At 38.1% G+C, this 13,966-nt stretch carries 13 protein-coding genes; 2 read left to right on the top strand and 11 right to left on the bottom strand.

Features of this window, described 5'->3' with window-relative positions; genetic code table 11:
* Positions 1 to 158: 158 nt before the first annotated feature.
* Positions 159 to 692, bottom strand: coding sequence for an NAD(P)H-dependent oxidoreductase (locus tag KO495_RS05160; RefSeq protein WP_215979328.1), 534 nt, complete (start codon positions 690 to 692; stop codon positions 159 to 161).
* Positions 693 to 838: 146 nt separating this feature from the next.
* Here KO495_RS05160 and KO495_RS05155 point away from each other — a divergent pair, with 146 nt between their 5' ends.
* The gene (locus KO495_RS05155) at positions 839 to 1,783 is read left to right on the top strand and encodes a LysR family transcriptional regulator (protein ID WP_215979327.1); all 945 of its coding nucleotides are present in this window, start codon (positions 839 to 841) and stop codon (positions 1,781 to 1,783) included.
* A 93-nt stretch (positions 1,784 to 1,876) separates the two neighbouring features.
* Here the strand turns inward: KO495_RS05155 and KO495_RS05150 are convergent, their stop codons facing one another.
* The 9 genes from KO495_RS05150 to murI form a co-directional block, all read right to left on the bottom strand.
* Positions 1,877 to 2,608 (bottom strand): DUF2982 domain-containing protein, encoded by a 732-nt coding sequence (locus tag KO495_RS05150; protein WP_215979326.1) that lies wholly within the window; start codon positions 2,606 to 2,608, stop codon positions 1,877 to 1,879.
* Positions 2,609 to 2,732: 124 nt separating this feature from the next.
* Positions 2,733 to 3,188 (bottom strand): DUF4124 domain-containing protein, encoded by a 456-nt coding sequence (locus KO495_RS05145; RefSeq protein ID WP_215979325.1) that lies wholly within the window; start codon positions 3,186 to 3,188, stop codon positions 2,733 to 2,735.
* Positions 3,189 to 3,588: 400 nt separating this feature from the next.
* Positions 3,589 to 4,614, bottom strand: coding sequence for an AEC family transporter (locus tag KO495_RS05140; protein WP_215979324.1), 1,026 nt, complete (start codon positions 4,612 to 4,614; stop codon positions 3,589 to 3,591).
* A 110-nt stretch (positions 4,615 to 4,724) separates the two neighbouring features.
* Positions 4,725 to 5,171 (bottom strand): Holliday junction resolvase RuvX, encoded by a 447-nt coding sequence (gene ruvX / locus KO495_RS05135; protein WP_215979323.1) that lies wholly within the window; start codon positions 5,169 to 5,171, stop codon positions 4,725 to 4,727.
* Between the two features lie 128 nt (positions 5,172 to 5,299).
* Positions 5,300 to 5,959 carry a YqgE/AlgH family protein gene (locus KO495_RS05130; protein ID WP_215979322.1) on the bottom strand — a complete coding sequence of 220 codons (660 nt, stop codon included), beginning with the start codon at positions 5,957 to 5,959 and terminating at the stop codon, positions 5,300 to 5,302.
* A gap of 90 nt (positions 5,960 to 6,049) precedes the next feature.
* The gene (gene gshB / locus KO495_RS05125; RefSeq protein ID WP_215979321.1) at positions 6,050 to 7,012 is read right to left on the bottom strand and encodes a glutathione synthase; all 963 of its coding nucleotides are present in this window, start codon (positions 7,010 to 7,012) and stop codon (positions 6,050 to 6,052) included.
* Positions 7,013 to 7,037: 25 nt separating this feature from the next.
* Positions 7,038 to 7,778, bottom strand: coding sequence for a 16S rRNA (uracil(1498)-N(3))-methyltransferase (rsmE, locus tag KO495_RS05120; RefSeq protein ID WP_215979320.1), 741 nt, complete (start codon positions 7,776 to 7,778; stop codon positions 7,038 to 7,040).
* A gap of 180 nt (positions 7,779 to 7,958) precedes the next feature.
* Entirely contained in the window at positions 7,959 to 9,146 is a 1,188-nt protein-coding gene (gene metK, locus KO495_RS05115) for a methionine adenosyltransferase (protein WP_215979319.1), read from the bottom strand.
* A gap of 348 nt (positions 9,147 to 9,494) precedes the next feature.
* Positions 9,495 to 10,205 (bottom strand): glutamate racemase, encoded by a 711-nt coding sequence (murI, locus tag KO495_RS05110; RefSeq protein WP_252738820.1) that lies wholly within the window; start codon positions 10,203 to 10,205, stop codon positions 9,495 to 9,497.
* Between the two features lie 240 nt (positions 10,206 to 10,445).
* Here murI and KO495_RS05105 point away from each other — a divergent pair, with 240 nt between their 5' ends.
* Positions 10,446 to 11,189 carry a hypothetical protein gene (locus tag KO495_RS05105; protein WP_215979318.1) on the top strand — a complete coding sequence of 248 codons (744 nt, stop codon included), beginning with the start codon at positions 10,446 to 10,448 and terminating at the stop codon, positions 11,187 to 11,189.
* A gap of 90 nt (positions 11,190 to 11,279) precedes the next feature.
* Here KO495_RS05105 and KO495_RS05100 read toward each other — a convergent pair whose 3' ends face one another.
* The gene (locus tag KO495_RS05100) at positions 11,280 to 13,637 is read right to left on the bottom strand and encodes a diguanylate cyclase (protein WP_215979317.1); all 2,358 of its coding nucleotides are present in this window, start codon (positions 13,635 to 13,637) and stop codon (positions 11,280 to 11,282) included.
* Positions 13,638 to 13,966 lie beyond the last annotated feature (329 nt).

Here is a 13,966-nt window from a genome sequence, read left to right as displayed (position 1 = left end):
AACAATCACATCAATACACTGAGCTTTTATCTGAGTAGCTATTCATCATCGTAATGGTGATCTTAAAGGTGGTTAAGTTGTGAGAGTAAGGTTTACATAGCTGAGTTCTATTTATGTAAACCTTTGAATAAAAATAATAGTGAGCTAAACCAGTTGAGCTAAGCCAGTTGAGATAAGGCATGAGCGAGTTTTTCTTGTAACTCAGAATTAGTTAAGGTTTGTGTTTGACTATCAAAGTTATCAAAAAAGCTTGGGATTGATAACGAACCTTTGACCTCGGCAGCAAAAAATCCAGCTGAGCCATTAGCTTGTGCTAAAACGGTAGCGGCACCGCCAGGCCCCGGAGATGTTGCTAGTAATACCATAGGCTTATGTTGAAATACTTTCATATCAATACGTGAAGTCCAATCAAACAAGTTTTTATAGGCTGCGGTATAAGTACCATTATGCTCAGCAAACGAAATAATAATAGCATCAGCTTCGCCCAATTTAGCGTAAAACGCCTGAGCTTGTGCTGGCTGCCCTAAAAGCTCTTCTTTGTCTTGGCTAAATAGTGGCATTTCATAATCATTAATATCTAGTATTTCAACATCAGCATTATGTTGTTGCGCTGCAATATTAGCGGCATAGCTGACTAATTGTTTATTAATTGATTTTGAACTGCTGCTGGCGGCAAAAGCGACTATTTTCATGATAAATTTCCTTAACGTTTATATAAGATAAACAAACAGCTGTTTGCTGTTTTGACTATAAAGCTAGTATATATTACTTATATAATGTAATTAATAACGTGAAAAGCATATAACTATTTCCATATGACTATTAATAGCGAAAAGCGATGAATAAAAACAATAGCCTACTTAATGGCAGTAATAGTAAGGCAACACAGCTATTTGATGGTGTTGTTATTTTTACTCAGGTGGTGAACAGTGGGAGTTTTGTAAGCGCTGCCACTGCAACGGGCCATTCTAACTCTTATATTAGTAAAGAAATCAATAAGCTGGAAAGTCGCCTGGGAGTTCGTTTGCTTAATAGAACGACACGTTCAATTAGCTTAACTCCTGAAGGGCGTGTGTACTTTGAGCAGTGTCAACAGCTTGTGCTAGATGCTCAAGGTGCTATGGCGACCTTAAATCAAAGTCAGCTTACACCTCGCGGCACACTCAAAATAAGTTGTCCTATCTCATTTTCACAAGAGCATTTGCATAATATTATTTCAGATTATATGCGTTTATACCCAGAGGTTGATTTAGTACTTGATTTGAATGATCGCCAAGTAGACTTAATTCAAGATGGCTTTGATTTAGTGATCAGAGCAACAGATAAACTGGCTGAGTCAAGTTTAGTTTCTCGACGTATTTATCGCTGTAAAAGCTATACCGTAGCCAGTAAAGCTTATTTAGCTAAAGCCGGTTGGCCTACACGACCAGAGCAGCTTGTTGAGCATCAATGTATTTGTTATAGCAATTTAACAGCGCCAAACAGATGGCACTACCAAAATAAAAGTGGTGATGACATATACGTTGATGTTCATTGTAAGTTACTTTGCAACAGTGCCGGTATGGAGCTAGCTATGGTATTAGCGGATAAAGGTATTTGTCGTTTGCCTGAATTTGCAATGGCGCAAGCGATGAAGAATAAAGAGCTAGAAGTGTTATTTGAAGATTATCCTGCCCCTATTATTAATGTTTATGCCATTTACCCGAGCAGAAAGCACTTATCACCTAAGGTGAGAAGCTTTATTGATTTATTAGTAAAAAATATGCCAAAGGGGAGTAACTGAGCTCGGCAAAATAAGTATCTTTATTAATCTGAGATCAGGTTGAATAATATAAGCGAAGCTCAGATAAACTTAGATAAGGCAAAATGAATTAAACTATTTTCCATCAGTGCCGTTGTCATCGGTGTTGCTATCAGTTGCATCGGTATTACTTTGATAATGTGCTGAAGCCCTTTTACAGTCTAATAACAGTGCTGAAAATTGAGGTAAGTCTCTGTCTACGCTCGTAGCGGGAATAAATAAATGGTAACCAAATGCAGCGTCGAGTGCTTGGCAGTGATAAAGAAAGGCTGCCAAGGGGCCAGAGATGGTGGTGCCATCACTGAGTTTATAAGGCTCAAAATGAAGAATACCTTGCTTAAGCGCCATCAGTTGATAGCGAATAGCAAAACTAATGAGTGGTTTTTGCTCGTGAATAAGGCGGTTCGCCATACGTGGCGATATTTGCGCTAGTAATTGCTCAAGGTTTAGCAGTTTTATACCAATGTAGGGGAGTTGTATATGCTCTAATGCCACGGTTTCACTGACGATACTTATGCGGCGGATTTGTTGCCAATGCAGTCGCCATTGACCGTATCTGTGATGATAAGTGATGTGATCAGGAGTTAAACTAAAGCTAAACTGTGGCTCTAGTCGCTTGGCAACTCCTGCAATAGTAATAACTAAGGAAGTTAAATAAGCGAATACCATCACCAGCTGGAATTGCCGCCAATACCATTGTGCGACGATTAATAGCACCATGAAAAGCGTTAATCCAAGCACTATCAAAAATAAAGCGTGATGGTTCGCTTGTGCTTTTATTTTTATGATTGGGAGTGGCTCTGGCATCATTTTCCTACAGGGTTAACCATAGTGTTTAGTTCACTCAATTATGTATTTAAGGTCTATCAACAGTTAAGCCCTAGCAACAGTAATATCTATAAGTATTTCGCTGCTTAGTGACCAGCGTTTGTTAGCGACAATGTTTTTTTAGCGCTTTTGATAGTTGAGCTTTTTCTTTATCAATTTGCTCTGATGTTAGGTAGTTTCGCTCGCCATTATCATCTAAACGATAAGTTCTCCCATTTTGGTTATGAATAGTCAATTGGCGTTTTAGTTCTTTACATGTGTCTTCATTTTCTTGTTTTTTAAGTTTCTCTTGCTCTTTTTTTTCGGCTTTTTTCTTTTGTGCTAACTGGTAATCTTTTTGCCATTGGCTGTCTTTATTGTTTTCTACAGCAACACTGTTATGGCTTTTTGGGGTAATTGTTTTTACTGTCGTTTTAGTGGCGTTTTCGGGGAATGGTCTGTCACTAAAATGTGTTTTACCGTTTTCATCTACCCAAGTATAAATCTCAGCATTAGCGTTGTGCATTATGCCGATACTTAAGCATAATAAGGTGGCAGGTAGTAGCGTAAGTTTTATCATTATTTTTAATCCCTTAAATACTTCTCTATTAGGTACTGATTACCAATAGAGTGTTAACCAAATGTTCTTAGATTGATAGCATAGTAAGTTAGTCTAAGGTTTTTTTAAAGCGCAATGCGGAAAAAAGTAAGCCTATACAAGTAAATGCAGCTAAGCAGAGTATATCAAAACAGAGTATCAAAACTCATATCCATTAAATGCGCATTGTGTAATATTACCTCGTTTACAAGCGCTTAGTAGATTGAGGGATTACCAAGGAAAGAAAAGTAACAAGGCGGTTTGATAACAATAAACCTTCCGTAGATATTTATCTCATTAAGTAATAGTCTGTTTTGGTTTAAGTCTGTTTTGATGAAAGTCAGTGCTACTTATCAGTGAATACTCACACAGTCGCGGTTATTCAAACGTTAAGCAATAAGCTCAACCACAGCGGCAAGGTAATAATACTAAATATTGTGCTCATTACCACGGTACCAGCAACCACGGCTTGTTGTTGCTTTTCATTTTTTGCGACTAAATAGGCATTAACCCCAGTTGGGCTGGCGCTTAGTATTACTAAAACAGTGGTGGTAAATTCCGACAAATTAAAAACAATACTGGCGAAACACCAAACAAGAGAGGGCAGTAGTACCAGTTTAGTAAGTGTTGCAAGGTAAAGCAGTTTCAGTTTTCCGCTAATGGTGTAAAAGCTTAATGAAGCGCCAAGTACAAATAAGGCGAGGGTAATCGCAGGTTTGCCGAGTAAGTGCAAGGTATCATTAATACTTGGTGGTAGCTCAATAGCCAATACATTAACTAATGCCCCTAAAGTGATACTTAAAATAAGTGGATTTTTTACATTATTGATTACAAAACTTTGCCAGCGAAAAATGTCATTACTCGATCTAGCGGTAATAACACTCGTTAGCAGAAAAAGTAAGGCGCTGTGAAAGGTCACAATTAAAAAAACGGTGGTGATCACTTGCTCACCTATAACAAGTAATAAAACAGGTAAGCCGATAATGACGGTATTAGAGTAACTCGCGCCAAGGGCGAATAATGCCGAAGCGCTATGACGTTTTTTAGCTAAGATATTACTTGAGACGGTGCTAGTGTTTTCTAATTTATTTGCGCCTAACTCGTTTTTAGCTCGCTTACTAGCGATTAACTTACTGCGCTCAAAGGTGATTGAGTTATTCACAAACCAAGCTAAGCCATAACAAATAAGTACCGGCAAATAAAATGCGGCAAATAAACCAAGGTTAATTGGCTGATTAAAATCAGCGTGACTCATTTGGTAGAATAAAAAAGCAGGAATAGTAACAAAGAAGGTGAATTTACTGAGTGCTTCAATTTGCTGGCGCGATAACCACTGACTTTTAGCACAAATTAAACCGAGTAGAGCCACTAAAATAAGTGGCAGAATAATTGTGATAATTTCAGTCATGGTTAACTAATTTTTGTGGTGTTGAGTATAAGTTATGTAGTGAAAAAATAGCGCGTAAAGCAGCGTAGTAATCGTTATAAGCTTTGTGAAAAGTTAAATAAGTTAAGTGCTTACTCATACTGTTGTTCTAAATAGCTTTCAATAATCAATCGCGCTGATTCAGCATCAATATTATCTTTTTTTAAATTTTTAAAACCGCCACGAGCAAATAATTGTTCTTTGGCGTCAGCAGTTGTTAAGCGTTCATCTTGATATTCAATCGGAATACCAAAGCGCCCGAAAACACGTTTACCGAACTTTTTGGCATCTAAGGTAAGTTGCTGTTCACTGCCATCCATATTTAACGGTAAACCAACGACAATAATATCAGGTTGCCACTCGGTTAAAAAAGCAGTTAATTGCTCCCAATGGGGAATGCCATCGTTAGCTTTTACTGAGCCCAATGGCGTTGCGCTGCCAGTAATCTCTTGTCCAACGGCAACACCAATATACTTTTTACCAAAATCAAAGCCAATAATAGTACGCTGACCGATAGCTGTTTTTGTTTTTTTAGACATTTAATGACCTAGTATTACGTTACTACACTAGCTAGCGTGTGATAACGAAAATAGAGTTAATGAAAGTAATGTTTAGCGAGAATGACCTTAAGCAAGAGTGCCCTTAAGCAGGAGTAACAACATACCTGCTAGGCGTGACCTACATCGTTAGATAAATGCGCTAAATCAATACCGAGCTTGTTGGTTGCTTTTTTCCAACGTTGCTCAATAGGGGTATTAAATATTATGTCATTATCTGCTGGTGCGGTTAACCATGAGTTATTTTGAATTTCTTCCTCAAGTTGTCCTGGCCCCCAACTAGCATAGCCTAGTGTCACCATAAATTTTTCAGGCGCTTTATTCGTGCCTAATGCTAATAAAATATCCTTCGAGGTAGTTATCATTAACTCTTTATTGAGTGCTAATGAACTGCTCCAGCCTGGTTGAGTGCTATGTAAAACAAAGCCGCGTTGTTGCCCTACAGGGCCGCCAGAAAGCACCAGTTGCTCTAGGCTATTGGTGGTATCTGCTAGCACTTCACTAGGGCTAAACTCAGGGCTTTCATCGTTATCAGCTAAGAGTGTTTCATTAGGCTCTGTGCTGTCACTAAGTTCTCTTACTGGGTGCTTTTCATCTTCATCATCGATTTGTTTGAGTAAGTCACCGAGCGTAATATTAACGGGTAAGTTAATGATTAAGCCCATTGCGCCTTCTTCATTATGCTCACAAACATAAGTGACGGTTTTATTAAAATAACCGTCATCTAATGAGGGCATAGCGATTAAAAATTGATTTTGAAAACTGGTCATTGCCACCTCTAATAAGCACTTATGTAGGCTGTTTATTTTATATTGTGAGTTTTACGTTTTATTACGTACTGTTAAGCTAGTTACATGTGGTTATTTACGAATATTAGCTGCGATTGCATCCATTAATTTACCGCTAATATTAATATCGTATGCGGCTTCAATTTCACGAATACAGGTTGGGCTAGTGACATTAATTTCAGTCACTTTATTACCAATAACATCTAAGCCAACAAAATAGAGACCACGCTTTTTAAGCTCTGGTGCTATGGCATCGGCAATCGCTTTATCGCTCTCGCTTAAGGGTTGTGCAACCCCTCTACCACCAGCGGCTAAGTTACCACGAGTTTCACCAGTCGCTGGAATACGTGCTAAACAGTATGGCATTGGCTCGCCGTTAACAATTAAAATACGTTTGTCGCCATCTACAATTTCAGGCATGTATTCTTGCACCATAGCATACTGCTGACCATGGTTGGTTAAGGTTTCAATAATAACGCCCACGTTAGCATCTTCTTCTTTGATACGGAAAATAGACGCGCCACCCATGCCATCAAGTGGTTTGATAATAATATCTTTTTCAGTTTGGTGGAATTGACGAATTTTATCACTGCTACGAGTTACTAAAGTGCGCGGTGTTAAGTCACTAAACCAAGCGGTAAACAGTTTTTCATTACAGTCACGTAAGCTTTGTGGTTTGTTCACTATTAACGTGCCTTCAACCTCAGCGCGCTCTAACATGTAGGTGGCGTAAATAAACTCTGTGTCGAAAGGCGGATCTTTGCGCATTAAAACAGCATCAAGGTCGCTTAATGGAATATCTTGTGGGTCAGAAAGTTCATACCAATGATTGCTATCGTCAAACACTTTCACTTTATGGGTGGTGGCAAAGCAGCGGCCTTGATCAAGGTATAAGTCTTTCATTTCAATGTAGTAAAGCTGGTAACCACGAGATTGTGCTTCAAGCATCATTGCCATTGACGAGTCTTTAGCTACTTTGACTTGCGAAATAGGGTCCATCACAACGCCAAGTTTTATTTGTTTAGTATTTGTCATTTTTATCCTGCTCTTAAAGTTGTGTTTACGCTAAATCGCCATAGCGACATTGTAATGCGGTAATCGCGGTGAGTGCTGCGGTTTCAGTGCGTAACACTCTAGGGCCTAATAATACATCATGAAAGTTTGCTTGATTAGCTTGTTTTATTTCTTCATCACTTAAACCGCCTTCAGGGCCAATAAGTAATCTCACGCGATTGTCACTACTCTCAAGTGGTAATCCCATAATGGAGTGCTCAGCTTTTGGGTGTAAATTAATTTTCAATGCCGATGTTTCTTGCCCTAGCCACTCATTGAGTAATATTGGTTGAGTAACTTGTGGTACAAAACAGCGACCACTTTGTTCACAGGCGCTAATGACAATTTTTTGCCATTGTTGACGCTTTTTCTCTAACCGCTCACCGTTAAGTTTTACGCCACAGCGTTCAGTAAACAAAGGCGTGATGGTATTTACGCCAAGTTCTACCGACTTTTGCAAGGTAAAGTCCATGCGATCACCGCGTGAAATCCCTTGCCCTAAATGAATGTTCAGCGGTGATTCGTTTTCAACAATAATTTTCTCATGAATAACCACACTGGCTTCTTTTTTACTGACCTGAGTAATTTCTGCTTGGTATTGCGCGGCTTCACGACCATTAAATAAGGTTACTAAATCACCAGTAGTTAAACGCAATACTCGAATTAAATGACCGAAGGCATCATCAGATAATTTCACCGTTTCATTGATAATAAACGGATCAGCTTGGTAAATACGTGGATTAGACATGGCAATGGGCAAAATAAGGAATAGTTACCCATAACATAGGGGCAGAGGTGAGAAAAAACAACTCGTTAGGCAATAAAAAAACGCTACATTCAATAAAGCAATGTAGCGTTCGGTAATATTATTTTGTGGCCTATATTTGTGCTAGTAACGGCACTAAATTAGCACAGGGCTAGTTGTGACTTATAAACCCGCTGCTTTACGTAAATCGTCAGCTTTGTCAGTTTTTTCCCAGCTAAATGCTGTAAAAGTGTCATCGCCTACTGTCATTTCAAATGGTTCACGACCAAAGTGACCGTATGCTGCAGTTTGTTGATACATAGGGTGTAACAAGTCTAACATTTTAGTAATGCCGTAAGGGCGTAAGTCAAAGTGTTCACGAACTAATTCAACTAAGCGCTCTTCTGATACTTGACCTGTACCGAAAGTATCAATTGAAATTGACGTTGGCTCAGCAACACCAATAGCATAAGAAACTTGAATTTCACAACGTTCAGCAAGACCTGCAGCAACAATGTTTTTAGCAACATAACGACCTGCATAAGCAGCGCTACGGTCTACCTTTGATGGATCTTTACCTGAGAAAGCACCACCACCGTGGCGAGCCATACCACCGTAGGTATCAACAATAATTTTACGACCGGTCAAACCACAATCGCCTACTGGACCACCAATAACAAAACGACCCGTTGGGTTGATGTGATATTTAGTTTCAGGTGTTAATAACTCAGCAGGAAGGGTGTGCTTAATAATGTTTTCCATTACCGCATCGACTAAGTCTTCTTGCTTAATGTCTGGGTTATGTTGAGTAGAAAGTACAACGGTATCAATTGCTACCGGTTTGTTATCTTCATAAATGAAGGTTACTTGTGATTTAGCATCAGGACGTAACCAAGGTAAAATTCCTGATTTACGTGCTTCAGCTTGACGCTCTACTAAACGGTGCGAATAATAAAGTGGTGCAGGCATTAAGGTTGGTGTTTCGTTAGTTGCGTAACCAAACATTAATCCTTGGTCACCAGCGCCTTGCTCTTCTGGGCTTTGGCGATCAACACCTTGAGCAATTTCAGGAGACTGCTGGCCAATTAAGTTCATAATGCCACAAGTTTCGCCGTCAAAGCCAACATCAGACGAGGTATAACCAATTTCGCTGATCACATTACGTGTTAAAGCTTCTAAATCAACCCATGCATCAGTTGATACTTCACCTGAAATAATAGCAACACCAGTTTTTACCATAGTTTCGCAGGCAACACGGGCGTTTTTATCTTTGGCGATAATCGCATCGAGTACCGCATCAGAAATTTGATCGGCAATTTTATCAGGATGTCCTTCAGAAACAGACTCAGAAGTAAAAAAATGTCTAGACATAAAATCCTCAGCAGTATTTAACAAGGTTATAAAAGTTTATAAAGATACTTACAAACTCTAAAAATAGTTCAATAACGCGAATGATACACGTTAGATAACATTATTTCTACCTTTTTACGCCTAGACGTCTAAACGTCTTGTGTAAATGTTTATTTAGCCGGTGATTATCTAGGTAGATAGTATTGAGAGATAGTTTTTATAAATAGTATTGATCGATAGTCTAGGTAATCATTTTGGTGAACAATTTAGATGAATTATACAGTAGGACTATTTAGGGGGGGATTTAAGCCAATAATACAAAAACTTTCTATGAGTGCTGCTTAAACAATTTTTATCGCTATTTAACAATTAAAATGACTGTAAAGTGATCGGTTGCTCCCACAAAGATGACATTAGCTTTTGTTGCTGCAAAGTTGCTGCCGAGCTGTAAAAACTATATTGCGCTTGCTGTTGATTATTTGCAGCTAAATTAGTTTGTATTAGTTGACGACTTAATTGCAAGGTTACAGGTGCAGACGTTTCAATAATCGTTATTTTATTATCGGTAATGTCATTTATTTGCGTTAAGAGAAACGGATAATGGGTACAACCTAATACAAGTGCATCAACACCTTTATGTAGTAGTGGTTCAATATAGCGCTTTAATAGTTGCTGACAGGCGGCACTATTTTGTTGACCCTGCTCGATAAACTCAACTAAGCCGGGGCAAGGTTGAATTAATACCTCTGCGCCATTGTGATGTTGAGCGATTAAGTTTTGAAAGCGTAGATTAGTACTGGTGGCTTGCGTTGCTAATACCGCTACTTTTTTTGTTAAACTAAATTTCGTTGCTGGTTTTATTGCTGGCTCAACGCCAATAACCGGAATTGATACCCTAGCTCTTAATTGCTCAATGGCATTAACGGTTGCGGTATTACAAGCTACAACTAATGCTTTAATCTCTTTTTGGATTAATTGTTCTGCAATATAAAGTACACGCTCGTTAATAAACTGGATTGATTTTTCACCATAAGGCGCATGTAAACTATCAGCGACATAGATAAGGTTTTCATGGGGCAGCTGTTTAGCAATACATTTTGCAATAGAAAGTCCACCGACACCTGAGTCAAATACGCCTATGGCTTGCGAATTATTATGTTGGCTGGGGATATTAATAACTTTAGATCTTTCTTAGGCTTATGGGATAGGCTAAATTGTATGGCTTTATTGGTATAGAAGTAAACAAAAATAGAAGTAAACAAAATATTACTGATAGCTTAGCTTAAGCTAACTTGGTTCTTTGCATTATAAGGGCAAATAATGAAGCAAAATATGCAAACCTTTATTCGTTTATTAACAAGTGGCGCAGAATTAACAAATACCGCTGTATCAACAAGTGACCATGTTGACCCATTGCTTGAGCATTATTTAGCTTCTAGCGAGCCAGAAAACATCGCCCAGCTTGCTTTTCTTTATCAGCAAGGTCAAAAAAGTGCGGTTAAATTTGGCTTTTACCAAGCAATAGTCACAAAACTAATCAAAGGGAAGGGCTTACCACTTGCATTGATTGCGCTATTAACGAGTAGCGATTTATTAAGTTTTTTTACGCCAGCCTTACAATTAGCTGGCAACTTTAATAAAACCAATGCGCAGCAACGCAATGTTTTGCACTATTTACTCGCTGGCTCATCAACACAAATTCATGCAATAGAGCCGCCGTGTAATTACTTGCGCTCTATGATGTTATTTGAAAGTAATGAAGCGTTATGTAATGGTTTATGTCAAAGAGACAATGAGAATTTAACCCCAGTTGAGCTTTACTTATGCGTTAATAAAAATCTAAAAGCACTGTCTAATCATGAGTTAAGTGCGTTATTTGCTTTAATTGAAATAGAGCAAAAGCAACAAAGTACAAACCACGATAATTATGTGAAAGTCATTAAAGGCGTCGCTGCTATTTTTCGTGCTCAAGCACAGGTAGCTAATCGTGAATTACAGCGTGTATTAGTCATTGCAACTTATTATCACAAGTCGATTAACGAAGTACTTGGCGATATAGCTTAGCAATATCGCTTAGTAATATAGCTTAAAAATACCGCTTAGTAACTGAGGTTTTACTTTTGATAGTTAGCGCTCTAACTGAAGCATTTCTTATTAAAGCATTGAGATATCTTCAAAATACTTAACGGTATTACGACCACTTAGCTTACCTTGATATAGCGCCTGATCTGCTTGGTTTAGTATCTCTTCTAATGTGAGCTCTGCGTGATATTGTGAAACCCCAAAAGTGGCAGTAATTGATAGTGATTTATCTTCAAAGGTAAACTGTTTAGCGACAAGCTTCTCTCTAATACTATTAAGTAAAGTTACCGCACCATGAATGTCGGTGTTAGGTAAAATAAACACAAATTCTTCGCCGCCCCAGCGTGCGACGACGTCTTGTTGTCTAATACTGCTTTTTAACAAGGCTGAAAATTCGCGCAATACGTAATCACCACCATCATGACCATGAAGTTCATTAAAGGCTTTGAAATGATCAATATCGGCTATGGCAATACACAACGACTGCCCTGAACGGTCATTTAATGGAGTGAGCGAGTAATAGCTTTCAGTTAATGCTCGTCTATTAGGTAGCTGGGTTAAAAAGTCAGTATATGCCACCGACTTAACATTAGATAAGGTCATTGCATTCATCACTGCAACCGAGACATAAGAGGCAATACTTCGTAAAATACTCAAGTCGTACTCACTAAAGAACTGGTCATTTGAGTTATTATCAAGGCGTTTTTCAACACCGATACAGCCAATAATATTATCTTTAAGTACTAGCGGTAATATTGCTTCTACTTCAACTTTATTAGCGAGTAAGTTAAACGACTCTTTACCGGTTAATACACTATTAATTACACTGTGCGAATTATCACTATTGCCCTCTAATGTTAAAGGGAGCGTATATGCTGACACACCATCACTATCACAGCGGGTGAAATGTAAACTATTGCTGTCATTATCAAGTACGGCAATACGAAAACAGCTTGAGCCAAATAGTTGTTCAAGCTGCTCAAAAACAATACTTGCGACTTTATTGATTTCTATTGCGGCGGTAATTTCTTTGCCCATTTCAGCAAGCTTGAGAATGTGTATGGTTCGCTGATGAACTTGTTCTGTTAATAAGCTTGCTTGTCGCTTTAAGATAAACCGACGATATGAAGTGATTATGATGATTGTGATTACTACAACAATAAAAATTGTTAAGCGCTGCACGTTAACACGTTCTGCATTTTTAGCTTGGCTGATTAACTCATTTTGCTTGAGTTGCTCTATTTCATTACGGGCTTTTAATAAAGTTAAGGATTTATTTAACCGGGCTAATGACTTTTGATTATCTTGCTGCAGTAGATCGCTATTAGTTGCATGGTATTGTGCAAAATAATGATAAGCATCTTTATAGTTTTCTTGCTTTAAATACACTTGATAGAGCTGTTGATACGCATCTCTGATAAAGGCACTTAAATCTAGGCGTTTGGCCTTTTCTAATGCGGAAAAAATATTTGTTAATTTTTGCGTATCGTTATGTGATATTTTTGCTAGCTCAAGTAGCACTTCTATTACACTATCCTCTGCTTGAATATCTGTAGCAATACTCTTAGCGAAAGAAAAGTGTTGCTTCGCTTTATTAAATTCGCCTTGTTTTGCTTCAAGTTTACCAAGCACAATTAAGTTAAACAGTTGTGATTGTACTCGCTCGCTTTCTTGAGACAGTGTTAACGCGTGCTTAATATGTACAATGGCTTTTTCTAAGTCATCTATTTGAGCATACGCTTCAGAAATATTAGCTTGAATTAGCGCTTGTTCATCGTTTTCACCAATTTTTTTTGCCTCATTCAGTGCGTAATGATAATACTCAATCGCTTTTTTATAATTTGCCAAATAATAATAAGTCGCGCCAATAACGTTATACACTTGCGACTTACCATAAGTGTCACCTAACGCAGTCATTATTTTTAAAGCTTTTTCGTTTTCAATTAGCGACTGTTCCAGTTCTCCTAAATAGGTATAGCTCGATGCGATAGCCATTAAACTGTGGGCGCTCATACGTTGATTGCCAATTTTTGAGAAACTGGCATGTGCCAAACGGTAATTCTCTAATGAAGCCAAGTAATTACCTTGATTATATGCTAAAGCGGCTAAGCTAAAGTGGACTTCTGCGGTAATTTCATCGTTGTTATGAATAAGCGATTCATCAAGTGCTTGTTGTGACGCAAATTGTGCTTTGGAAAATTCACCTATATCTAAATAAGCTTGCGCTAGTACTATCTTCAACATAGTCAGTGTTTCACTACTATGCTCTGTTGATGTTAATTCTTGTTGAAGTAATACAATGGCATTTTCAGGGGAGCTATCAACTTCATTTTGCATATGAGCAATAAATTTATCGTTCAATGACGCTGCATGGCTGGGCAAAATAATGGCACAGAACAGCATTAATATGAAAAAAGTTCTAAAGTTCATAATAGGTCGGCAATCCAATGTTACGTTAATTGATTTTATTTACGTAAGAGAAGCTGATAATACCTTAAATTAGTTAAGTAAGTAATTTGAAAATAACTTTATAAAATAAATTAACAAACGTGGTGATGTTATTGCAAAGTTGACGCTTTCAAGATGCTGCAGAAATATCGTTGATATGCTCTTGAGGGGAAAATTGATGCTTCCAAGGCGTGGCAGCTTACTTAGTCTAGAACACGGTGTGTTTTTCTTTGGGGAGTACCGTGTGCTTTTCTTTGGAGAACGCGGAAATATCGTTGCTATGCTATTGAGAAGAAATTGATGCTTCCAAG

It is taken from the genome of Colwellia sp. D2M02, assembly GCF_018860755.1.
GTDB classification, from domain to species: Bacteria; Pseudomonadota; Gammaproteobacteria; order Enterobacterales; family Alteromonadaceae; genus Colwellia; species Colwellia asteriadis.
Note: the sequence above shows the minus strand (reverse complement) of the source record. Positions and strands in the feature narration are given on the sequence as shown.

Coding starts and splice junctions, on each gene's coding strand:
- KO495_RS05160 (WP_215979328.1), bottom strand. CDS start 692: ATGAAAATAGTCGCTTTTGCCGCCAGCAGCAGTTCAAAATCAATTAAT.
- KO495_RS05155 (WP_215979327.1), top strand. CDS start 839: ATGAATAAAAACAATAGCCTACTTAATGGCAGTAATAGTAAGGCAACA.
- metK (WP_215979319.1), bottom strand. CDS start 9,146: ATGTCTAGACATTTTTTTACTTCTGAGTCTGTTTCTGAAGGACATCCT.
- KO495_RS05130 (WP_215979322.1), bottom strand. CDS start 5,959: ATGACCAGTTTTCAAAATCAATTTTTAATCGCTATGCCCTCATTAGAT.
- KO495_RS05105 (WP_215979318.1), top strand. CDS start 10,446: ATGAAGCAAAATATGCAAACCTTTATTCGTTTATTAACAAGTGGCGCA.
- ruvX (WP_215979323.1), bottom strand. CDS start 5,171: ATGTCTAAAAAAACAAAAACAGCTATCGGTCAGCGTACTATTATTGGC.
- KO495_RS05140 (WP_215979324.1), bottom strand. CDS start 4,614: ATGACTGAAATTATCACAATTATTCTGCCACTTATTTTAGTGGCTCTA.
- rsmE (WP_215979320.1), bottom strand. CDS start 7,778: ATGTCTAATCCACGTATTTACCAAGCTGATCCGTTTATTATCAATGAA.
- KO495_RS05150 (WP_215979326.1), bottom strand. CDS start 2,608: ATGCCAGAGCCACTCCCAATCATAAAAATAAAAGCACAAGCGAACCAT.
- gshB (WP_215979321.1), bottom strand. CDS start 7,012: ATGACAAATACTAAACAAATAAAACTTGGCGTTGTGATGGACCCTATT.
- KO495_RS05145 (WP_215979325.1), bottom strand. CDS start 3,188: ATGATAAAACTTACGCTACTACCTGCCACCTTATTATGCTTAAGTATC.
- KO495_RS05100 (WP_215979317.1), bottom strand. CDS start 13,637: ATGAACTTTAGAACTTTTTTCATATTAATGCTGTTCTGTGCCATTATT.